This window comes from Zhongshania sp. (assembly GCF_047636175.1).
Taxonomy (GTDB): Bacteria; Pseudomonadota; Gammaproteobacteria; order Pseudomonadales; family Spongiibacteraceae; genus Spongiibacter.
In genome coordinates this window covers 44,805-66,154 of the sequence record NZ_JBLIKC010000013.1, presented here as the reverse complement: position 1 = coordinate 66,154, position 21,350 = coordinate 44,805, and the positions used below count along the sequence as shown (strand labels likewise).

At 50.6% G+C, this 21,350-nt stretch carries 19 protein-coding genes; 12 read left to right on the top strand and 7 right to left on the bottom strand.

Features of this window, described 5'->3' with window-relative positions; all coding sequences use genetic code 11:
- Window positions 1-122 precede the first annotated feature (122 nt).
- Both ACI955_RS09555 and tkt read right to left on the bottom strand, forming a co-directional pair.
- Window positions 123-1,124 (bottom strand): type I glyceraldehyde-3-phosphate dehydrogenase, encoded by a 1,002-nt coding sequence (locus ACI955_RS09555; RefSeq protein ID WP_415243518.1) that lies wholly within the window; start codon window positions 1,122-1,124, stop codon window positions 123-125.
- Window positions 1,124-3,121 carry a transketolase gene (gene tkt, locus ACI955_RS09550; protein ID WP_415243517.1) on the bottom strand — a complete coding sequence of 666 codons (1,998 nt, stop codon included), beginning with the start codon at window positions 3,119-3,121 and terminating at the stop codon, window positions 1,124-1,126. Before tkt ends, ACI955_RS09555 begins: the two co-directional genes overlap by 1 nt.
- A gap of 163 nt (window positions 3,122-3,284) precedes the next feature.
- On the opposite strand from tkt, the gene ACI955_RS09545 reads away from it, so the two are divergent.
- The gene (locus ACI955_RS09545; protein WP_415243516.1) at window positions 3,285-3,722 is read left to right on the top strand and encodes a low molecular weight protein-tyrosine-phosphatase; all 438 of its coding nucleotides are present in this window, start codon (window positions 3,285-3,287) and stop codon (window positions 3,720-3,722) included.
- An 80-nt stretch (window positions 3,723-3,802) separates the two neighbouring features.
- Here ACI955_RS09545 and fabR read toward each other — a convergent pair whose 3' ends face one another.
- The gene (gene fabR, locus ACI955_RS09540) at window positions 3,803-4,459 is read right to left on the bottom strand and encodes an HTH-type transcriptional repressor FabR (RefSeq protein ID WP_415243515.1); all 657 of its coding nucleotides are present in this window, start codon (window positions 4,457-4,459) and stop codon (window positions 3,803-3,805) included.
- Between the two features lie 140 nt (window positions 4,460-4,599).
- Between fabR and ACI955_RS09535 the strand changes: the two genes are divergently transcribed.
- The 9 genes from ACI955_RS09535 to ACI955_RS09495 all read left to right on the top strand — a co-directional run bounded on the left by ACI955_RS09535 (window position 4,600) and on the right by ACI955_RS09495 (window position 14,745).
- Entirely contained in the window at window positions 4,600-5,691 is a 1,092-nt protein-coding gene (locus ACI955_RS09535) for a flavin reductase family protein (RefSeq protein WP_415243514.1), read from the top strand.
- 16 nt (window positions 5,692-5,707) lie between these two features.
- Window positions 5,708-6,802, top strand: a complete 1,095-nt coding sequence (locus tag ACI955_RS09530; protein ID WP_415243513.1) for a fatty acid desaturase family protein — start codon at window positions 5,708-5,710, stop codon at window positions 6,800-6,802.
- Between the two features lie 277 nt (window positions 6,803-7,079).
- Window positions 7,080-8,117 carry an ArsR/SmtB family transcription factor gene (locus ACI955_RS09525; protein ID WP_415243512.1) on the top strand — a complete coding sequence of 346 codons (1,038 nt, stop codon included), beginning with the start codon at window positions 7,080-7,082 and terminating at the stop codon, window positions 8,115-8,117.
- Window positions 8,118-8,149: 32 nt separating this feature from the next.
- Window positions 8,150-9,358, top strand: a complete 1,209-nt coding sequence (gene metK / locus ACI955_RS09520) for a methionine adenosyltransferase (protein ID WP_415243511.1) — start codon at window positions 8,150-8,152, stop codon at window positions 9,356-9,358.
- Window positions 9,359-9,393: 35 nt separating this feature from the next.
- A complete protein-coding gene (gene ahcY / locus ACI955_RS09515; protein ID WP_415243510.1) occupies window positions 9,394-10,797 on the top strand; it encodes an adenosylhomocysteinase in 1,404 nt (467 codons plus the stop codon).
- Between the two features lie 119 nt (window positions 10,798-10,916).
- Entirely contained in the window at window positions 10,917-11,750 is an 834-nt protein-coding gene (gene metF / locus ACI955_RS09510; RefSeq protein ID WP_415243509.1) for a methylenetetrahydrofolate reductase [NAD(P)H], read from the top strand.
- A 603-nt stretch (window positions 11,751-12,353) separates the two neighbouring features.
- Window positions 12,354-13,232: an LLM class flavin-dependent oxidoreductase gene (locus ACI955_RS09505; RefSeq protein ID WP_415243508.1), complete on the top strand. Its 879-nt coding sequence runs from the start codon at window positions 12,354-12,356 to the stop codon at window positions 13,230-13,232.
- Between the two features lie 341 nt (window positions 13,233-13,573).
- The gene (locus ACI955_RS09500; protein WP_415243507.1) at window positions 13,574-14,167 is read left to right on the top strand and encodes a cytochrome b; all 594 of its coding nucleotides are present in this window, start codon (window positions 13,574-13,576) and stop codon (window positions 14,165-14,167) included.
- Window positions 14,164-14,745, top strand: coding sequence for a YceI family protein (locus tag ACI955_RS09495; protein WP_415243506.1), 582 nt, complete (start codon window positions 14,164-14,166; stop codon window positions 14,743-14,745). The genes ACI955_RS09500 and ACI955_RS09495 overlap by 4 nt, the downstream gene beginning before the upstream one ends.
- 92 nt (window positions 14,746-14,837) lie before the next feature.
- Here ACI955_RS09495 and ACI955_RS09490 read toward each other — a convergent pair whose 3' ends face one another.
- Entirely contained in the window at window positions 14,838-16,247 is a 1,410-nt protein-coding gene (locus tag ACI955_RS09490; RefSeq protein ID WP_415243559.1) for an ABC1 kinase family protein, read from the bottom strand.
- A 97-nt stretch (window positions 16,248-16,344) separates the two neighbouring features.
- Here ACI955_RS09490 and ACI955_RS09485 point away from each other — a divergent pair, with 97 nt between their 5' ends.
- Both ACI955_RS09485 and ACI955_RS09480 read left to right on the top strand, forming a co-directional pair.
- On the top strand, window positions 16,345-17,544 hold the full coding sequence (locus ACI955_RS09485; RefSeq protein ID WP_415243505.1) for an Nramp family divalent metal transporter: 1,200 nt from the start codon (window positions 16,345-16,347) through the stop codon (window positions 17,542-17,544).
- Window positions 17,545-17,628: 84 nt separating this feature from the next.
- Window positions 17,629-17,826, top strand: coding sequence for a hypothetical protein (locus tag ACI955_RS09480; protein WP_415243504.1), 198 nt, complete (start codon window positions 17,629-17,631; stop codon window positions 17,824-17,826).
- Window positions 17,827-18,156: 330 nt separating this feature from the next.
- On the opposite strand, the gene ACI955_RS09475 is transcribed toward ACI955_RS09480, so the two are convergent.
- The 3 genes from ACI955_RS09475 to ACI955_RS09465 form a co-directional block, all read right to left on the bottom strand.
- Complete coding sequence (locus tag ACI955_RS09475; RefSeq protein WP_415243503.1) at window positions 18,157-19,587, bottom strand: hypothetical protein; 1,431 nt, start codon at window positions 19,585-19,587, stop codon at window positions 18,157-18,159.
- A gap of 12 nt (window positions 19,588-19,599) precedes the next feature.
- Window positions 19,600-20,025, bottom strand: coding sequence for a thrombospondin type 3 repeat-containing protein (locus ACI955_RS09470; protein ID WP_415243502.1), 426 nt, complete (start codon window positions 20,023-20,025; stop codon window positions 19,600-19,602).
- Between the two features lie 305 nt (window positions 20,026-20,330).
- A complete protein-coding gene (locus ACI955_RS09465) occupies window positions 20,331-21,101 on the bottom strand; it encodes a dienelactone hydrolase family protein (protein WP_415243501.1) in 771 nt (256 codons plus the stop codon).
- Window positions 21,102-21,350 lie beyond the last annotated feature (249 nt).

Sequence of the window (21,350 nt, the reverse complement as noted above, 5' to 3'; positions counted from 1 at the left end):
TATTCCCTGTTTTCCGAGGGTCATTTAGCCATCGCTGGACTCGACCCATTTACCTGTTTTACCGGCGTCAACTCACCAGTAATCAGCAAAAACTATTTAAGCAAGAATCGCGCTTAGCTGGCTTATTTAAGCCAGTGCGCCGTCACATCCAGCATCCGATTAGCGTAACCCCATTCATTATCGAACCAGGTAAATAAACTCACCAGCTCCCCGGCAACACGGGTCTGACCGGCATCCACAATCGCCGAGTGCGGATCGTGGTTAAAATCACAGGACGCCAAAGGTTCATCGCTATAACCCAAAATACCGGACAGGCGGCCACTAGCAGCCATTTTAAGCGCCGCGTTTACATCCTCGACACTAACGTCGGCGTCTAAGCTCACCGTTAATTCCATAGCAGAGACATTGTGGGTTGGAATGCGCACCGCACGAGCGGCAAACCGACCATCAAGCTCAGGGATAATACGACCAATGCCCACTGCCAAACCGGTATCTACCGGAATCATAGACAAGCCCGCTGCGCGGGTTTTTCGCAAATCGGTGTGGTGATACGCATCCAGCACTGGCTGATCATTCATCGCCGAGTGGATGGTTGTAATACAACCGGACCGCACGCCAAAGGCCTTATTTAAAACATCGATGACCGGCACAATCCCATTGGTTGTACAAGATGCATTGGACACAATGCGCTGTTCAGGATCCAGCTCGTGGTGGTTTAAACCGTACACAATAGTGGGGATACCCGATTCGCCGGGCTGAGAAAGCAACACATGGCGAGCACCACGTTCGATATGCGCCTCTAGATCCGCATAGCGACTAATAACACCAGAACACTCCAGTACCACGTCGATATTGTGGCGACTCCAATCCACTTTCGCCATGTCATCATGGTGACTTACCGCAATCACGTCGTCATTCACCACTAAGCTGCCATGACGATACTCTACCGAACCGGGAAAGCGCCCATGGGTGCTGTCGTATCTGGTCAGATAGGCAATCGTCGCTAAATCTGCCGGCTCGTTAATGGCGACAATCTGCATGCTTGCCCGCAAAGGCGATTCGTAAAGGGCGCGTAATACACAGCGCCCAATGCGGCCGTATCCGTTTATGGCCAGTCGCAACATTAGTCTAAGCAATCCTCTACGGCGTCAACAACAGCCTCGGTGGTAATACCAAAATATTCAAACAAAGCTTCTGCAGGTGCCGATTCGCCGAAGCTATCCATACCCACAATACGCCCGTCTAAACCAACATATTTATACCAGTAGTCACGATGTGCTGCTTCAACAGCGACGCGGGTGGGTATATTACTTGGCAGCACAGATTCGCGGTAATCGCCTTCTTGGCTATCGAAGACATCGGTGCTGGGCATGGACACAACACGGACTTTTTTGCCCTTAGCACTCAAGATATGCTGAGCCGCCATAGCCAATTTAACTTCTGAGCCTGTGGCAATAATAATGGCCTCTGCCTCACCGTCGCAATCGCTCAATACATAGCCACCGCGAGCCACTGCGGCTAGCTGTTCGTCGCTGCGCTGCTGATGCGGCAGAGCTTGACGAGTAAAAATTAATGCACTTGGGCCGTCGGTGCGCTCAAGAGCTGCTTTCCATGCTACTGCAGATTCAGTCATATCGCAGGGACGCCACAATGACATATTGGGAGTGCCGCGCAAGCTCGCAATTTGCTCAACGGGCTGATGCGTTGGGCCGTCTTCACCCAGACCAATTGAGTCATGAGTATAAACATGAATCAAGCGCTGGCCCATGATGGCCGCCATACGCACGGCGTTACGGGCATATTCCATAAATATTAGGAAGGTCGCGCCATAGTTAATGAAGCCGCCGTGGAGAGCAATACCGTTCATCATCGCCGACATACCAAACTCGCGAACCCCATAATGCAAGTAGTTGCCACTGGCATCTTTAGCGTTGATGGCTTTGGCACCACTCCAAATCGTTAGGTTAGAGCCGGCCAAATCTGCTGAGCCACCAAACAACTCTGGCAGCATCGCACCGTAAGCTTCTAAGCACAGCTGTGAGGCTTTACGGGTAGCCAAATCTTTAGATTCTGCCTGACACTGGGCAATATAGGCCGTGGCCTTATCGGCAAAATCTACTGGTAAATCGCCCGCTGCGCGACGACCAAACTCCGCTGCCAGCTCTGGGTATTGGGTTGCGTAGGCTTCAAAGGCTTTATCCCAATCAGCTTCTAAGGCCTTGCCTTTGTCTTGCGCATTCCACTCAGCGTAGATTTCTTCTGGAATATCAAAGGGTGCATGCGGCCAGCCCAAAGCTTCACGGGTAAGGGCAATTTCAACATCGCCCAAGGCGGCGCCGTGACACTCTTCTTTACCTTGCTTGTTTGGTGAACCTTTGCCGATGATCGTTTTGCAGCAGATCAGCGTCGGTTTATTGCTTTCTGCGTGGGCGGCTTCAATGGCGCGGGCAATCTCCGCACTATTGTGGCCATCCACCGCGGGAATAACATGCCAGCCGTAGGCTTCAAAGCGGGCGGGAGTATCGTCGGTGAACCAACCTTCTACTTCACCATCAATCGAAATGCCGTTGTCGTCGTAAAATGCAATCAGCTTGCCTAGACCCAAGGTGCCCGCCAATGAACACACTTCATGGGAAATACCTTCCATCATGCAGCCATCACCAAGGAAGGTGTAGGTATAGTGATCCACAATATCAAATCCGGCGCGATTGAATTGCGCGGCCAACACCTTCTCTGCCACAGCCATACCCACCGCATTGGCAAGTCCCTGCCCCAATGGACCGGTAGTTGTCTCTATACCCGGGGTGTAGCCGTATTCAGGATGGCCAGGCGTGCGACTGTGCAATTGGCGGAACTGCTGCAGGTCTTCAATGGCTAAGTCGTAACCTGAGAGATGTAGGAGTGAATAGATAAGCATCGAGCCGTGGCCGTTAGAAAGCACAAAGCGATCACGGTTTACCCAAGACGGATTGTTGGGGTTGTGCTGGAGATAATCGCGCCACAATACTTCGGCAATATCGGCCATCCCCATCGGGGCGCCTGGGTGACCAGATTTGGCTTTCTGAACGGCATCCATACTGAGGACGCGAATGGCGTTCGCTAGATCACTGCGTGAGGGCATCGGTGGCTCCTGAAATTTATGCGGGCTGCAAAGTGGCAGTATTTTCCCCTACCGGCGACCAGACAGCAAACAACAGAACCGTAAAAATGGCCAATTTACTTGCACCGCAGCTCTTCGACAGCGAAAATCATGCCTTCTACGAACCATTCAGGCCCCAAACCCCATGTTCAATAATATTCTGATGGTATGTATAGGCAATATTTGCCGCAGCCCGTCTGCAGAATACCTGTTAAAACACAAGCTCGCCCACAAACCCAATATCATCATTCAATCAGCGGGCTTGGGCGCATTAGTCGACAAGCCTATTGATCCCAGCGCTGGCCAACTCCTTATCAACAATGGCGTAGACGCCAGTGAACACCGCGCACGCCAACTCACTACCGAGATGCTGCTCCAGGCAGATTTAATTTTGGTTATGGAGCAGCGCCACATTAAAGGCGTTACCGCCCTCGCCCAGCAAGTAAGTGGCAAAACCTTTCTGCTGGGAAAATGGTCAGAAAATCAGCCAGTTCCGGATCCCTATCAGAAGAGCGCGGAGGCCTTTGAACATGTTTACGGGAAAATAGACAAATTCACCGACGACTGGCTGAAGTACTTATAGGGCAATGGCGGGAGACCGAAGAGGCTAGCGCCGCAGCCAGATCAAATCCGGCATGACGCATTTTGTCGGCTAGTAACATTTCAAGCCTTGGCTGCTTTCCGCGCCAGTTGCTCGGCGCCCTCCATAATCATACGAATCATCACGACTGTTTGCTCAGTAATCTCGCCGCGACGCTCCTTAGATGCGTCCGCCGCACTGGCGCCCATAGCCACTACCAAGCGAGTAATCGCCTTGGCCGCCAAACCCGGCTCATGAACTTTATGGCCTGTGGCAGCGGATATTTTTTCCAGCTCTTCCCGCAGCTCATCTTCAAAATAACTAAGTTCGCGGTCTACCGCCTGGCGAAAGGCTTCCGAGCCGGTGGACATCTCCCGCAGCAAGACATGTAAATATCGCTGGTCAGCGTCAAGTTGATCCATAAAGGCTTCAACCGAAGTGCGGATGGCGCTGCGCTCAATCGACAGACGCTGCCTCGCCTCGCGAATAATCCCGCGCAAGCTGCGACCAGCCTGATCAATCACGGCCACCGTCAATTCATCGACGTCACGAAAGTGACGATAAAAGGTGTTTGGCGCAATCCCTGCAGCGCGGGCTATTTCTCGCAAGCTCAAGGTCGACACGCTGCGGTGTGAATCCAATAAGCCCACGGCGGCATCCATAAGGTCTTGCGCCGCCACCGAGCCCTTGCGAGTTTCACGCTCAGTTAAGGCCACTGCTTCTAATTCTATTCTGCTCATTAAGCACCACCACCTGAATTCATGCCGACAGCCTAATGCATGTTTAGGCGCCTGTATATACAGATGAATACACAACCGTATACACGAGCGTATATACATGTGTATACTTGCTCGGAAATCCACACTCGGACATAGTCATAATGAGCCTGCAAACAAGCAAGCAAAGCTTTTCAAAGCGCGCACTCGCCAGCCTTATCGGCCCAGACGGCTATGATTTTTGGGCGCGAGAGTTTGGCACAACGGCAGCCTGGCAACGCTGCTTTGCCCGGGTACTCTGTGTAGAACGCAATGGCTGCAATAGCCTTAGTATTCATTTGCGGCCCAACAAAAATTTCGCTGGCTTCCACGCGGGGCAGCATATCAATGTCACTGCCGAAATCGAGGGGCGCCGGGTGACCCGCAGTTACAGCCTATCGAACACAGCAAACTCTGAAATGAATCTTGAAATAACCGTACGTCATGACCCACAGGGTAAAATGAGCGGGTATTTACATACCGCAATTAAGGTCGGCAGCGTCCTTGAAATTAGCCAGGCCTTTGGCGGCATGAGCTTGCCAAGCGAGCCCGAATGCGAAAATCCTGTGCTCCTTCTCGCTGCCGGTAGTGGTATCAGCCCCCTGATGGGTTTACTCCGCCAACGGTGCGAGACGAAGACTTGCCCACCGACCACTTTGCTGTACTGGGATTATGACGAAACGCATTTCTGCTTTAAGGATGAGCTCAACCAGCTGAGCGCCAATAACCCGCAACTGCAAGTCCACCGGCTGACAACGCGATCTGCGGCGCCAGCGGATGGCCGCATAAGTGAAGAGCAAATTAAACAGCTGCATGGCGACTGCCGCGACACGATAATTTATGCCTGCGGAGGCAGCGCCTTTGTTGAAACTGCCCGCTCATTACTGAGTGCTCAAGCTCCCGACTTTACTGCTGAAGCCTTCACGCCGCCGGCTACTGCCGCCAACAGCGAGGTCCAGCAACAGATACCGATTCAATTAAACCGCAGCGGCAGAACTATTCACGTCTCCAATGAAGAGAGTTTGCTTGATGCCTTAGAAGCTCAAGGCGTTGCGGTTGAATCCGGTTGCCGCATGGGTATCTGCAATACCTGTAGCTGCCAGAAATTACAGGGCAGCACCACCAATCAGTTCAGCGGCGAGCAAAACAACACGACCAATTCGTCAATCCGCTTGTGTATCAGCAGAGCCAATGGCCCGCTGCAGCTAGACCTATAAAAGAGGAAAACCCACCATGAGCCATGTCAAAAATCGACCGCTAAACCCTGAACAGTTAGACGCCTTTGGCGCCGAACTTGATGTCATCCAGCAAACGGCGCTACAGGACGTGGGCGACGTAGACGCCAGATATATTCGCCGCGTACTTAAAACCGTGCGCTATAGCGAAGTGATAGGTCGAGCCCTGCTATATTTCAGCTTTTTTCCGCCCGCGTGGATTCTCGGGACTCTAGTGCTGGGAATATCCAAAATACTCGACAATATGGAGCTCGGTCATAATGTGATGCACGGCCAATACGACTTTATGAACGACCCAGCCCTCAATGGTAAAACCTTCGAATGGGATATCGCTGGCACATCGGACAACTGGCGTCAGAGCCACAACTATTTGCACCACACCTACACCAATATTAAAGGCATGGACGCCGACATTGGCTACGGCCTACTGCGCTTATTCCCGGAGCAGCGCTGGCGCCCGTTTTATCTGCTGCAGCCACTTTGGGCTTTATTACTTGCCGTGCTATTTCAATGGGGTATAGCGATTCAAGAGCTTGAGCTAGGTAAAGTATTTAGCGGCCGAAAATCCAAGGCAGTGATTAAAAAGGAGTTAGAGCCGGTATTGAAAAAAGCCCGTTATCAACTTCTTAAAGATTATGTGTTTTTCCCCCTGCTCGCCGGCCCTATGTTTTTCGCGGTGCTTAGCGGTAACTTAACGGCCAACTTAATCCGCAATCTCTGGACCTATATGATTATCTTCTGCGGTCACTTTACCGCCGACGCCGAAGTATTCCCAAAATCCATTATGGAAAAAGAAGGTCGCGGTCACTGGTATTTACGCCAGCTGCGCGGCTCATCCAACCTACGTGGCGGCAAGATATTTCATATTCTATCGGGCAATCTCAGCCATCAAATTGAACACCATTTATTCCCAACGGTGCCGGCGCGTCGCTACGCAGAACTGTCCGTGAAAGTTCAAGAAGTCTGTAAGAAATACGGCCAGCACTACAATAGCGGCTCACTGCCGTCTCAGTTCGGCCAAGTTCTCTATCGAATTTTTCGCCACTCATTGCCGTCGAAGCCAAGCAACGCAGTCCCTGTAATGGGCGTGTGACTTTCCGCTGGGAGAGAAGTGACTAGTATTCGCGCTCACCCGTAAGCACCTCATTTATGTATACCGATCGCAGCCATGCCCGCTGCGCTCGGCTATACCCCGACCTGGCTTCCCGACTCTTTAATACCCCTCTACCTGCCATAACTACCTCAAAGCCAGCTAAGCATTAAGGCAAGATCTCAAGCATTTTCCGTCTTGAGCAAAGCACCGTCCACAGCCACAAACCTATATCAATATATTTTGATATAGGCAAAAAGCCCTGCTACACTGCCACGTCATGAAAACTGCACCCACGCCAATTGCTGCTCCGCCAGCCCTCAACACCCAGCTTTTGCAACTCTGCAAAGCGGGCGGCGAGGTGATGCGTCTACAGGTGCTAAGAGTGTTGAGTCGCGACGCCTATTCGGTGCAAGAGCTGTGTCACATCCTTGACTGCCGTCAGCCTGGTATGAGCCACCATCTTAAAACCCTGACCACGGCTGGATTGATTACCAAGCGGCGTGAAGGCAATAACCTGTTTTATCGCCGCACCTATACACCGCGTCACCCTTCTTTAAGTGAGTTACATGACGCCCTGCTTAGCAGCACTGATTTAATGAGCCTAAGCCCAGAGCAGCAAACTCGCCTAGAACAGGTTTATATGGGCCGAGCAGATCGGTCACGCGCATTTTTTGCAGAATACGCCGGCGAGTTTGGCGAACAGCAGGAGCAGATGGTCGCCTACGGCGTTTACGGCCAAAGCTGCCTAGAGTTACTGCGCAGCAGCCAGCCCGCCGGAGGTAAATTGGCGGTGGAAATCGGTCCCGGCGAAGGGGCCTTTTTAGCTGAGCTGTCACCGCACTATGAAAACGTCGTCGCCGTAGACAATGCTGATGCCATGCTTACCCGCGCCAGTAACTTTATAAACCAGCAGGCGCTTAACAATGTTTCGTTTATTCTTGGTGACAGCCGCAACTCTGACCTCCAAGAGAATGCCGCAGACTGTGTAATCAGTAATATGGTGCTCCATCATGTACCGTCGCCTGCCGACATTTTTAAAGACGCAGCTCGTTTGCTAAAACCCGGTGGTTTATTTTGCGTAACGGATTTATGCCGCCACGATCAAAGCTGGGCAAGAGAGGCTTGCGGCGATTTATGGCTGGGTTTTGAGCCCGACGATTTAACGGAGTGGGCACAGGCCAGTGGTTTACAGGATGGTCCAGCGGCGTATTTAGCACAACTGAATGGATTTCGAGTACAGGTTCGGCAATTTATTAAGCCAGATCCCCTTTACTCGCACCTTACTTTATTAACACACCAGCACCGCAGCGTTTAATAAGCGCCGGTAACCACAAAGGACCCAATAAAATGTCTGACTACAGCGTATTCACATCGGAGTCGGTATCGGAAGGACACCCCGACAAAATGGCCGATCAGATTTCTGATGCCGTGCTAGATGCCATTATTGCCCGCGATAAGTACGCTCGTGTCGCAGTTGAAACCATGGTTAAAACCGGCATGGCGATCGTTGCCGGCGAAGTGACCACATCTTGCTATGTAGATCTAGAAGACATTATTCGCAACGTGATTATCGATATTGGCTACAACAGCTCAGACGTCGGTTTTGACGGTGCAAGCTGCGCGGTACTGAACGCTATTGGCAAACAATCAGTCGACATTAACCAAGGTGTTGACCGCGCCAACCCAGAAGATCAAGGCGCCGGTGACCAAGGTTTGATGTTTGGCTACGCTACCAACGAAACCGAATCATTAATGCCCGCTCCGCTGTTTTACTCTCATCGCCTGGTTGAGCGTCAAGCCTACCTTCGCAAGAACGGAGTATTGCCGTGGTTGCGTCCAGACGCGAAAAGCCAAGTTACGCTGCGCTATGAGAATGGCATGCCGGTTGCGATAGACGCCGTTGTACTGTCTACCCAACACAATCCCGAAATTGCACAAGCTGATTTACAAGAAGCCGTGCGTGAAGAAATAATCAAACACGTCTTGCCGCCTGAACTGCTGCATGCGGGCACAAAATTCCACATCAACCCAACAGGCAACTTCGTTATCGGCGGCCCCGTTGGCGACTGCGGCTTAACCGGCCGCAAGATTATTGTCGACACTTACGGCGGTATGGCCCGTCACGGTGGCGGTGCGTTCTCGGGTAAAGACCCGTCTAAAGTAGACCGAAGCGCGGCATATGCTGGCCGCTATGTTGCCAAAAACATTGTTGCCGCAGGCCTGGCAGACCGCTGTGAAATCCAGGTGTCTTACGCTATTGGTGTTGCAGAGCCAACCTCAATCGCTATTAATACTTTCGGCACCGGTAAAGTAAGCGACGCAAAATTGATTACGGCAGTGCGTGAAGTGTTTGACCTCCGCCCTTACGGCATCACCAAAATGTTGGATTTGGCTCATCCCATTTACCAACCGACCGCAGCTTACGGTCATTTTGGTCGAGATCCTTATCAACACACGTATACGTGGAAGGAAAACGGCGAAACTAAATCTGAAACTAGTACAGCATTCAGCTGGGAAAAAACCGACCGCGCCGACGCGCTTAAAAATGCGCTGTAATTCGGCGGCATTCAACGAAATCAAAGGATATGACTATGAGCACCGTAACGAAAATTAAAACTGAATTAACTGAATTCACTGACTTTAAGGTAGCCGATATCAGCCTAGCAGCATGGGGCCGCAAAGAGCTCAATATCGCTGAAGGCGAAATGCCTGCACTAATTGCTTTGCGCAATAAATACGGCGCAGAAAAACCTTTGGCTGGCGCAAAGATTCTTGGCTGTATTCACATGACAATCCAAACCGGAGTGTTAATTGAAACTTTGGTCGAGCTTGGTGCAGAAGTTCGCTGGTCATCATGCAATATTTTCTCTACCCAGGATCACGCCGCTGCGGCAATTGCTGCTACGGGTATTCCGGTTTTTGCTTGGAAAGGCGAAACCGACGATGAATATGAGTGGTGTCTTGAGCAAACCATTTTAAAAGATGGCAAGCCTTGGGATGCGAATATGGTGCTGGATGATGGCGGCGACTTAACCGGCCTGCTTCACGAGAAGTATCCAGAAATGATGGAGATCATTCACGGCATTACCGAAGAAACTACAACGGGCGTTCATCGTCTGCACGAAATGATGAAGAAAGGCGAATTGAAAGTGCCTGCCATCAACGTTAATGACTCGGTTACCAAAGCTAAGAATGACAATAAATATGGCTGCCGTCACAGCTTAAACGATGCCATTAAACGCGGCACCGACCACCTGCTATCTGGCAAAAAAGCGCTGGTTATTGGCTACGGTGACGTCGGCAAGGGTTCTGCACAGTCGCTTCGCCAAGAAGGCATGATTGTTAAAATTACCGAGATAGATCCTATCTGCGCCATGCAAGCGTGCATGGACGGCTTTGAAGTGGTGTCACCGTTTATCGACGGCATCAATGATGGCACCGCAGCCTGCATTAACACTTTAGTATTGGGTACTACCGACTTGCTAGTCACCACCACTGGCAACGTCAATGTATGTGATTCTAATATGCTGAAAAGCTTAAAAAATGCCTGCGTAGTGTGCAACATCGGTCACTTTGATAATGAAATCGACACTGCCTTTATGCGCAAGAACTGGGAGTGGGAAGAAGTTAAACCACAGGTTCACCTGATCTACCGCAGCAAGGCCGCTAACGACCATTTGATTCTGCTTTCAGAAGGTCGCTTGGTAAACCTAGGCAACGCAACTGGTCACCCAAGCCGTATTATGGATGGTTCTTTCGCCAATCAAGTATTAGCTCAAATGTACTTATACGAGCGTCGCTTCGCCGATCTAGAGCCCAGCGTCAAAGCGACCACAATCACCGTTGAAGTATTGCCTAAGAAGCTAGACGAAGAAGTGGCTGCCGCCATGGTTGCTGGATTTGGTGGCGTCATGACCAAACTCAGTACCGGCCAAGCAGACTATATTGGCGTTAGCGCTGAAGGTCCGTTTAAACCAGAAAGCTACAAGTACTAATATAAATACTAAGTAGTGTGTATTGGCGTGTCGTCCGCGGCACGCCAATAATTTTGTTATAGCATTTCTAAATCACATATTTATGAGGGGCTTTATTGCCTTTCTTACCGGAACATATCATGGCAAACCGCTACAGCTTTGAATTTTTTCCGCCTAAAACCGACATCGGCAGGGAAAAGTTAAAAGATATTCGCAAGCAACTGGCTGCACTCAATCCCGAGTTCTTCTCGGTGACATATGGCGCAGGCGGATCCACCCGCGATAATACCCGTGATATCGTCCTGGAAACAAAAAATGCCGGCTTGTCTGTGGCTCCGCATTTATCCTTTGGTGGCGATGAAGAGTCGGATATTTTAGAGTTATTAAACAACTACAAAGATGCTGGTATTGATCGTATCGTTGCCCTACGCGGTGACATACCTTCTGGCACCGGCGTAACCCGTTTGGTTTACGCGCGAGAATTAGTTGAGTTCATTCGCAAGCACACTGGCGATCACTTTCAATTAGATGTTGCGGCGTATCCTGAAATCCACCCCGACGCTAAAAACTACAACGCCGACATTAGCTTTCTCAAAGACAAATTTGATGCTGGCGCAAACAGCGCGATCACCCAATACTTTTTTAGTGCCGACTCCTATTTTTACTTTTTGGATGCCTGCGAAAAAGCCGGCATTGATAAACCGATTTATCCCGGCATTATGCCCATCACCAGCTATAAAAATCTGGCGCGTTTCTCACGTAACTGCGGCGCAGAAATCCCGCGCTGGTTATCTCAGAAATTAGACGGTTACGGTGACGACCAACAAAGTATTATTGAGTTCGGCAATGAATTTGTGACCGAGCTCTGCCACATTCTTATGGAAGGTGGCGCACCCGGCATGCATTTTTACAGCATGAACCAGATAGACCCTATCAAGAATATTGCCGAAGCAGTGATGCAGTCACACCCTTAATATTGTTCGAGGTGGCATCTAGGTTGTCCGGGTGTCACCCAAAACGTCCACCGCACTGTATCGCGGAATACCCGGCAGCCCATCAAAGCCACTGCAAACTCTGTCATACCCTACCATCCGGAAAAACACTCCATACCTCGTCCGTCATACCCGACAATGAACGGGTATTCTGGTGAGCGTAGCGAATACTTTTGCGAACCAAGCGTAACACTAGCCCCTATCTATGGAACCCCAGATGCAAGGTAGAGGTAACGCCGAACGCTTTATGTGGACAAGCGGCAAGTTCGTCAGCGCTAAGATCTCTAGCGCCACTCTGGCGAGCTAGTATTTTTCACTAGGCCAAAAACTCGTCCATACCGAGTATCTCTTTATTAGTTTTTGTCATTGATAATCTCACCGCAAGGTGGCGACAAATGATCATCTAATATCGGCAGTGCCCAATACCCTAGTCTGTTTATTTATACCTTTAGCATGTGTTTTTGCGGTATTCGCCCGCTGTATAAATTGAGAACGTACAATAGCTGTTAACGACTTTGCCCTGCGGCCATCTCTCGCTCAGACAAAGCCCTCTATCAATATAAAAATAAGCACACAGGATTTTATATGAAAATAGGTGTTTGCCTTCCCTATATGCAGCGCGGCATTAGTCGCCAAAATTTTAAAGACTGGTGTCGAATTATCGACCAAGGACCATTCGCCAGCTTGTCCTGCGGCGAGCGAGTGACTGGCTACAGCTATGAAATGCGCAATATTCTCGCCTTCGCCGCCGCAGCCACTGAGCGCGTCAGGATCATTCCTGCCTTATATGTTTTACCCATGCACAGCGCAGTGCAAGCCGCCAAAGAAATTGCCACCCTCGACATATTATCTGAGGGCCGTGTGACACTAACCGTCGGTGTCGGCGGACGCGAAAAAGACTATGAGGCACTTGATGCCAGCTTTAAAAATCGCTTTCAGAAAATGGATGATCAAATTGCCATTATGAAGAAAGTCTGGCGCGGTGAATTGCTAGAAGGCTTAGAGGAAGTGGGACCCACCCCCATCCAAGCTGGCGGACCACCGATTTTGGTTGGCGCGATGGGACCCAAAAGCATTCAACGCGTTTCTAAATGGGCCGACGGTTTGTATGGCTTCGCAATGGATGGCAACGCAGACCTTATTAACCACTTTTTCACCTCAGCCGATACTGCATGGCAGGAATCTGGCCGCGAAGAAAAGCCCTACCGCATGGCGGGGTTCTGGTATTCACTGGCAGCGAATGCCGAGGCAGCACTTAGCGACTATGTTTTTGATTACTTAAAAACCTTTGGCGAAAAAGACGCGCGTAATATTGCCAAGATGATGACCATGCACGACCCCATCGCAATCAAGGACGGCTTAGACGCGATAGAGGCCTTAGGTTGCGATGAGATTCAATTAGTACCAGCAAGCTCTGAGGTTGCGGAAGTTGATCGCCTAGCTAATATGTTGGCCGGTCGATAATTCGTCTAGCTCAACTGATTTTATGCGCCGCTATCTAGGTCAGCTCTTTTGCCTAGTGCAATAAACGCCACTTGTATTTACTATCAGTGACCGCAGCCCCCTGCACAGTCATTTTTGACCACGCTAACGAGCATGCCTCGCTTGTTTAGCTTTCCTAAACTCAATACTGCTTCCACATTGAATTCGGCATCTGGATGATGCCGATGGGATAGGCACAATTACAAGCCATACATACCGTTCATCTGATAATTCGATCAATTCAGTCAGAATTTTGCACTTTTCTATTAAAAAATTGTTTATATACTTATGCTATAAGAAATAGCTATACACAGGGAGCCGTCATGCCAGCAAAGAATACCCGCAGTCGCTACGGCTGGGTAAGCGTGGGCATTCATTGGCTGATGGCCATGGTCGTCATCGGCATGTTTGCCTTAGGTATTTGGATGCGTCAGCTGTCTTACTACGACCCCTGGTACCAGGATGGGCCGACCATTCACAAAAGCATTGGCGTTCTATTGTTCATATTATTGCTGGCTCGTATTGGATGGCGCAGTATCAATATTCGCCCCAAAGACGACCCTGTACTAAAAAAATGGGAGCGAACGACCGCGCATCTCACCCATTTCGCAATGTATGGCTTGATGTTGATGCTGATGACAGCGGGTTATTTAATCTCGACCGCAGATGGCCGACAGATAGAGGTTTTTAATTTTTTCAGCGTACCCGCCACCTTGCACGGCATAGAAAACCAAGAAGATATCGCCGGCGAGATACACGAAATTCTCGCCTGGGCACTAATTTTACTCGCCGGTGTTCATGCGCTTGCCGCATTGAAACATCACTTCATAAACCGCGACTCAACCCTGCTAAAAATGCTGGGGCGTGACGCCAACAACACTATTGCGAACTCACCTCAAAAGGAACCTGAACTATGAAAAAACTCATCGCCCTAGGCTTCACCGCACTACTTAGTTTGAGTGGTGGACTGCATGCGGCCGAATACAAAATCGACACCGCTGGCGCCCATGCCTTTGTGCAGTTTAAAATCAAACACTTAGGCTATAGCTGGTTATACGGGCGCTTTAATGACTTTGAAGGCCGCTTCAATTACGACCCCGACAAGCCCGACGCATCGTCTGTAAATGTCACGATTAAAACCGCCAGTATCGACAGCAACCACGCCGAGCGCGACAAGCACTTGCGCGACAAAGACTTTTTAGCGGTAGATAAATACCCCACGGCAATCTTTAAAAGTACCAGTTTCAAAGCCTTTGGCGACGGTAAAGCAGAGATGAAAGGCACTCTAACCTTGCGCGGCGTGACCAAGCCAGTAACCATTGCGGTGACTGAAATTGGCGGTGGCAAAGATCCTTGGGGCGGCGTCCGTCACGGCTTCCACGGCACCACTGAAATTGCCCTCAAAGACTTCGGTATCGACTTCGATCTAGGCCCTGCCTCGCAAATTGTAGAACTGACTCTTGACATAGAAGGTATCGCACAAACAATGATGTGAACCAAATAGACCTTTCCTACGTAAGATCACCCGACGTTTAGAAGTTACCACCCTATCAGTCTCAAACCTTTTTGGCCGCTTTGCGGCCTTTTTTATGTCTTGTCTTTGGCCACATACTTTTCTAGGGTGTCGTCAGCGGCAAACTTTGCATCAAGAAGAGCAATCAAGGCGTAGACCCCCATCAATTTTCGCATCACATAGAGAAAGTCTTTCGGCGGTAGCGCGAAATATTTACTTATCGACGCGGTGACTGCGCGCTTGGCAATACGCTGCGGCAGACCGCTATTGCGCCACCAGTATTGGCCACCCTCAGTGATCGCGCGCGCCGGCACGCTGCTATCGATTTTACGCAGCGGCTCGGCAATATCGACACCAATATCCACAAAGTTGTCGAGTACCGACTGAGGAAAATGCGACTTCATAAAGCCGAGGCTTATGGCGCGACTTAAAAAAAGCGGTTTATCGCGGGCGCAGGCCGCCAGTAACATATCGCAAAACTCGCTGGCAAAGCCTTCGGGTAATAGCCGCATGGCGCCAAAGTCTAGCAACACTAATTTATCATCGCTGCCATTTTCATCTATACGCACCCGATAGTTACCGAAATTGGGATCGGTCTGCATGCGACGCCACTCGAACAACTCCGTAAGAAACATATCTAGTACCGCCCGCCCCAAGCGATCCCGGCGCGGCTGCGCGAGTGCAGCAACCTCTGCCGAATTAACCGATGCTGCCTGTTCAAAGCTCATGGTTAAAACGCGCCGAGTGCAAAACAGCGGATAACTTTTAGGCACCACAAATCGGGGGTCTTCACACAGTGAATGTCTCACGAAATCCAGATCGCAACGCTCCTGCTCGTAATCCACTTCTTTATGAAGCAGCAAACGAATATCGCCGAACCAATCATCTAAATTGCGAGTGCTGGGTATTAGACGCGACACCCTCATTAACTGCATAACGGCGCTAAAATCGGCGTCGATAGTGTCTTCCACCCCCGGATACTGCACTTTGATACATAGCAATTCACCGGTTTCACGCAGTACCGCGCGATGCACTTGTCCCAATGAGGCGGCAGCCAAGGGCTCCGAGTCAATATCCAGTAGGGCGAGTGTCTCTTCCCCTAATTCCTCGACGATCACTTTTCTAATCGCGCGCCACGACATGGGTGGGGTATTGTCTTCTAATTTGTGTAAGGCCTCGGCAACCTCTGGCGGCATCATATAGTCGCCATAAGTGGCCATCATCTGGCCAATTTTCACCACGCTGCCTTTCAGGCGGCCAAGCTCTTCAACAAAAAAATCGATATTTTCAGTTCGCTTAGCCAAGGCCGCGGCGTTGTCACCGCCAATGCGCTGCCAAATGCTCTGCCGCACTGCCCGTGCGCCGTAGCGAACGCCAAGCTTAGAAAGCTCAAAACGACGGGAAAACGGCCCGGTTTTAAGCCGATCAAGTGATTTATCTTTTTCACTCATACCTTCAAGTACACCTTTTTCAATAACAACCATCACTACCGAAGACGCTAGCAGTATCTTACTATTGGTTTACATTCAGACATAAAGCCCACACGGCAAGCGCACACGCTATTCTAACAGGACACTCAGCATGAAACATCTCCGCACCCTAACCCTAATTGGCCCCGGCTTTGTGGTCGCCGCAACGGGCTTAGGGGCCGGCGATTTAGTAGCATCCGCGGTATCTGGCGCCCGCCTTGGCACTCAACTGTTATGGGCCATTGCCTTCGGCGCCCTCATTAAGCTCGCTCTCAACGAAGGCCTAGCACGCTGGCAACTGAGCAGCGGCAAGACCTTGCTGGCAGGATGGCTAGAGTATCTGCCGCGCTGGATACATTACTACTTTCTGGTCTATTTATTTATTTGGGCATTTTTAGTCGGCGCTGCGCTAATGGCCGCTTGCGGCTTGGCAGCTCATGCACTTATGCCTCAGCTCTCTATTAATAGCTGGGCATCGCTGCACTCATTACTCGCTATTGTATTAGTCTTGTTTGGACGCTACTCGCTGTTTGAGCAAGCAATGAAGATCCTCATCCTGCTTATGTTTGCCACTGTAATGGCGGCGCTGCTGGCCAGCGATTGGTCAAGCATTGGCAGTGCCTCGTCAACGACAAACAGCGAAAGCACTCAACATTTCAGTTTGATCCTCGCCCTTATTGGCGGTGTCGGCGGCAGCGTTACCTTACTCTGCTACGGCTATTGGATGCGGGAAAAAGGCTGGCACAACACCAATTCACTCAAACTAGCGCGTTTAGATCTACTCATTGCCTACTCGATTACCGCCTTATTTGGCATGGGTATTATGATTCTCGCCGCTCAGTCTGCGCCGGCATCAGAATCGGGCACTCATATATTACTCGCTATGGCCGACCAGCTTGGTGTCTTACTCAAACCAATCTTTAGAGAGCTGTTTTTAATCGGCGTTTGGGCTGCAGTATTCAGCTCTATGCTGGGTGTTTGGCAGGGCGTGCCATATATTTTCACCGACGCAACCGCACACTGGCGCAGTAAACTGCCAACCGCCGGGGTACATGATAAGGGCTACCGACTGGCCTTGGTGTATATAGCTATCCCACCCATCACGCTGCTATATATGGGTAAACCGGTTTGGCTGATCATTTTATATTCGGTGACTGGCGCCTTGTTTATGCCATTCTTAGCACTCACTCTGCTCTACTTAAACAACCGGATTATTGCACCCGCTTTACGCTATGGCCCGGCGAGTAATAGCGCGATCGTCATCGCACTGATTGTATTTTCATTTATTGGCGGGCAGTATTTTTTGTCGTGATGTGTCGTTTAAAAGCTAGGGAGCCGGTGATTACTATTGCTGGCGAGACGACTTTAGACGCCGACGATGATGGGGGAGCGCCGCGTGCATAACAGCAAGTCAACAGGCTTCAGCTTAACTCCGCCCATCACCGTAATCATGCAGAAACTCCTCGCCAGCGGCAATATCCCGCAGCGCACTCACACTAAAATCATGGTGCCAAATAAGGTTCGTGGATTTGTTGTAGTCCATGTACTTAAAGCTACCACCCACATCAATCAATCTAGCAGCGTCAGTGTGTAAACCTGCCTCACTTACCGACAGTGTTGCGCAGCTGCCCTGCTACTCTAGTCGCACGGGTAAATTGTCTTGTTCTCGCAAGCGTCCGCATGGACCCCCAGTATTACCTTTAAATACCAGTGGTCTCATCCAGTTACTCTTAACTAAATTTATAGCCTGTTTGTGCAGATGTGTCTTTCGAGATTACAGCATATGTGTCAATAGAGGGCTGTTTTGCAGAACGTATTGTATTCCCTGGTCTCCGTCCCAGTCTTCTACCCTTTCCACATTGCAGCCCTCACCGGCTTGCCAGGTGCCTTTTAGTGTATGTAAACGCTCCATCCTAACCTTGGATCATTCATCCCCCGTGGTGAAATGCCAAATCATAGGTGCTGCCAGTTTCGCGTTGGCATCTTCAGGTCCGCGGCGGTCATAGAGCTGTGTGGTAACAGCCACGGTGTAGCGATGATTGGGTTTGAGCTTCTTGTCTAGTAATTCAATTCGGAAACCATGGGCGGACATTGGGCTTGCCCAAGAGGGCAGCGTAGAGAATTTTACCGGTAGCTTGTTGCCATCTTCATCGAACACGGCAAAGGCGTCGCTTAGTTCAGCGTAGTCGCTGCCCATGCTGCCGGACATCGATACATAAATGTAGCGATCGGCTTCCGGACGTTTGTCATCCTCACAGTTGCTGAAGGGGCCAGAATTGGCACAGACGGTGGCGGGCAGCCCGCGCTCACCTGGCTGTGGGTGTACACCAACAATAAAGGGCTTGCCGGCTTCGTCTGGGCCGTTCACTACACGATCCCATAAGTGCTGGTAATAGCCGGCAATGAATTTTGCGCTATCTTCAATGCCGCCCGAGCCGCGAACATGGTTGTGCACTGAGTAGGGCATTTGTTCGCGCACACGGACATAATCCAGGACAGCGCTTACGCGTTCTGCCGCTACCACCATTCTGGCGCCCAAGGCTGCGCGCTGCACGGCCAGTTCGTCAAAATCGTTCTTTCCAACACGTTTGAAAGCTTCGACTAGATAATCCATAGGTGGAAAAACAAGTGCTGGGACTTCTTCCCAGGCAAATTCATCGCGGATGGCAATTACATCCATGGCATATTCGACGCCGTTAATGACTTCGAAGCCTCCAGCCAGTGCGTTGAATGCATCGTCGCCAAGGGCTTCTCGTATGGCGGTGCCAACGGAAGGGTCCGAGCCCGGGGGCACGGCATCGAGCGTATAGCCGGGGGAAGATTTCTGCATTTCATTGCGTTGGTACACGGTTGGCTCAAACAGTGCGTCCCAGACTTCGTCACCCATGCCGTGAGCGGCAATGCCCATCAGGAAGGCCACTAGGTAGCCACAGCTCTCTCCGTAGCGGAGTGGGATGGCGACCGCCTCGCGACCCAACTCATTCGTCAACCAATCAAAAGTGCCACCGAGTACCGGCAATACATCCCAGGCGTCTGCTTTTAGCTCGCCGCAGCCTGCGTCGTGAGCAACGCCGGCAAGGGCATTAGTGAAGCCATCCCAGTGGGCCGTTTCGGCAAGATCGCGATCACCCGGAAAGCCGCTACCGGTGAAATAGCCGCCATCTGGAAACATGGCGCCTGCAATCAGAGCGGGGCGATGAGCTTCGAGCAGGGGAATGAGCAGATGTCCCGGGGGTAAGTGAAAGCGGGCGCGATCGCCCATCATGGCATGCGAGGTCATACCGGCCGAGAAGGCCTCAGCAGACATAATCAGTAACAGAATTACCAGCCCAGTTTGTTTGGCAGTTCGGATCATTGTGGCAGGCACCTATGAGTTGATGTACTGGGTGAAGTGACAAAAGAGAGCATCAGCGCTATCCGGGTTATTGGGGCAGGATGCCGGGGCGGGTATTACTGGATCACAGGCATCACCCGCACCATCTTTATCGCTATCAAGCTGGTCTGAGTTGAGCGTGGCAGGGCAATTATCTTTGTGGTTCTCAACGCCATCCGCATCGTCGTCACCATTATCCAGATCATCGCAAGCATCACCTATACCATCTTGGTCGAGATCTGCCTGATCACTGTTTGCTAGCGTGGAGCAGTTATCAGTGGAATCCACAACCTTGTCTCCGTCGGAATCCAATGGAAGTGCTGTGTTTCCGTTGGCCGAATTATCACCGCAAGCGACCATGGCCGAGCATAGGGCGACAATAACCGTCGCTCTGCGTATTCGAATCTGTAAGCTATACATAATATATGACGACCTAGCCGACTGTGACTATGTTGTTCTATTCTCCTGCCTTCGCTTGGCGTCGATAATGCGATGAATATATCACCCCGATTCTGACAAAATGATGACATTTATTACGCAGGACACAAAAAAGTCCGCCGTGTACTCCTTTACCAAGAATGGCGCTTTTTGGTACTCGGTAGCACTTTGTCATATATCGCTTCGGTCATTCCAATTACAGTAGCAATTAAAAAAAACTAAAAAGACGCGATAAGATACCATTCCCACCCTATTGTTTGAGTGATTCAAACATCAGGGTGAAGCGATCACTGCGCCAACATAGTCATCAACGCCGCCCAACTCACTTGGTCTGCGTGAGTATCATACGCCAGCGGCATATCGTATTTTTTACCGAGCGCCGTTGAACCAGGATTTGTAAAACTGTGCATCACGCCAGGGAAACTCAGCAACTCAAAATCTACACCGGCAGCGGTCATTTCTTCAACAAAACCCGCCACCTGCTTTACTGGTACCATCGTATCTGCGGCGCCGGTAGCGACTAATACCTTGGCCTTAATGGTGCCTGGCTCTACTTTCGTTTCGGTACCCAATGAGCCGTGGAAACTCGCCACACCGGCAAGATCTAGTCCACGACGAGCTTGATTTAAGACCACCGCGCCGCCGAAACAGTAGCCAATCGCAAATAATTTACTGCTATCGGTCGACGGCTGCTTGCGCAAAATCGCCAGGGCCGCGTCAAATCGCGCATTCATTTTTTCTGGTTCGGCGAGCGCCGCATTCATAAATGACATTGCGTCTTTCGGGTGGCTAGTCGACTTACCCGTGCCGTACATATCTACCGCTATAGCGGTATAACCCAGCTCGGCTAGCTGATGCGCACGCTTGCGGGCGTAATCGTTCAATCCCCACCATTCATGAACCACCACCACAGCGGGCGCCGGTTTCATGGCTGTAGTATCGTGATACATCACCGCAGTTCCAAGCTCATTAGGTAAAGTGAGCTTCTCTTCAACAACAGCCGCATTTAAAAACGAACTCGCAAATGCGGTGGCGAGTAATAAGGTCAACAATCTCATCAGACTTTCCTCAAATAATAATCGGGATCACACGGAATATAGCCCCTTAACGATGACAAACAAACACAATAGACGCAAAGGCATTCGCTGCGCTTATCTGGGTACTAAATAGGTCGGGTATCCCTGCACCTGAGCCAAATTCTAAAAGTGTCGCGCCAAGCTAATCGGATTGGGTATGAGGGCTTCCGCATCTAACAATACAAGCGTCATCCTCGGCTTGATCGAAGATCCATAGGCCTCGATCTAGGC

What these genes read in the sequence shown, in the direction of transcription:
- ahcY (WP_415243510.1), top strand. Translation starts at nt 9,394, where the DNA reads ATGAGCACCGTAACGAAAATTAAAACTGAATTAACTGAATTCACTGAC.
- ACI955_RS09490 (WP_415243559.1), bottom strand. Translation starts at nt 16,247, where the DNA reads ATGGTTGTTATTGAAAAAGGTGTACTTGAAGGTATGAGTGAAAAAGAT.
- metK (WP_415243511.1), top strand. Translation starts at nt 8,150, where the DNA reads ATGTCTGACTACAGCGTATTCACATCGGAGTCGGTATCGGAAGGACAC.
- ACI955_RS09545 (WP_415243516.1), top strand. Translation starts at nt 3,285, where the DNA reads ATGTTCAATAATATTCTGATGGTATGTATAGGCAATATTTGCCGCAGC.
- ACI955_RS09465 (WP_415243501.1), bottom strand. Translation starts at nt 21,101, where the DNA reads ATGAGATTGTTGACCTTATTACTCGCCACCGCATTTGCGAGTTCGTTT.
- ACI955_RS09505 (WP_415243508.1), top strand. Translation starts at nt 12,354, where the DNA reads ATGAAAATAGGTGTTTGCCTTCCCTATATGCAGCGCGGCATTAGTCGC.
- ACI955_RS09485 (WP_415243505.1), top strand. Translation starts at nt 16,345, where the DNA reads ATGAAACATCTCCGCACCCTAACCCTAATTGGCCCCGGCTTTGTGGTC.
- fabR (WP_415243515.1), bottom strand. Translation starts at nt 4,459, where the DNA reads ATGAGCAGAATAGAATTAGAAGCAGTGGCCTTAACTGAGCGTGAAACT.
- metF (WP_415243509.1), top strand. Translation starts at nt 10,917, where the DNA reads ATGGCAAACCGCTACAGCTTTGAATTTTTTCCGCCTAAAACCGACATC.
- ACI955_RS09525 (WP_415243512.1), top strand. Translation starts at nt 7,080, where the DNA reads ATGAAAACTGCACCCACGCCAATTGCTGCTCCGCCAGCCCTCAACACC.
- ACI955_RS09535 (WP_415243514.1), top strand. Translation starts at nt 4,600, where the DNA reads ATGAGCCTGCAAACAAGCAAGCAAAGCTTTTCAAAGCGCGCACTCGCC.
- ACI955_RS09530 (WP_415243513.1), top strand. Translation starts at nt 5,708, where the DNA reads ATGAGCCATGTCAAAAATCGACCGCTAAACCCTGAACAGTTAGACGCC.
- ACI955_RS09555 (WP_415243518.1), bottom strand. Translation starts at nt 1,124, where the DNA reads ATGTTGCGACTGGCCATAAACGGATACGGCCGCATTGGGCGCTGTGTA.
- ACI955_RS09495 (WP_415243506.1), top strand. Translation starts at nt 14,164, where the DNA reads ATGAAAAAACTCATCGCCCTAGGCTTCACCGCACTACTTAGTTTGAGT.
- tkt (WP_415243517.1), bottom strand. Translation starts at nt 3,121, where the DNA reads ATGCCCTCACGCAGTGATCTAGCGAACGCCATTCGCGTCCTCAGTATG.
- ACI955_RS09470 (WP_415243502.1), bottom strand. Translation starts at nt 20,025, where the DNA reads ATGTATAGCTTACAGATTCGAATACGCAGAGCGACGGTTATTGTCGCC.
- ACI955_RS09475 (WP_415243503.1), bottom strand. Translation starts at nt 19,587, where the DNA reads ATGATCCGAACTGCCAAACAAACTGGGCTGGTAATTCTGTTACTGATT.
- ACI955_RS09500 (WP_415243507.1), top strand. Translation starts at nt 13,574, where the DNA reads ATGCCAGCAAAGAATACCCGCAGTCGCTACGGCTGGGTAAGCGTGGGC.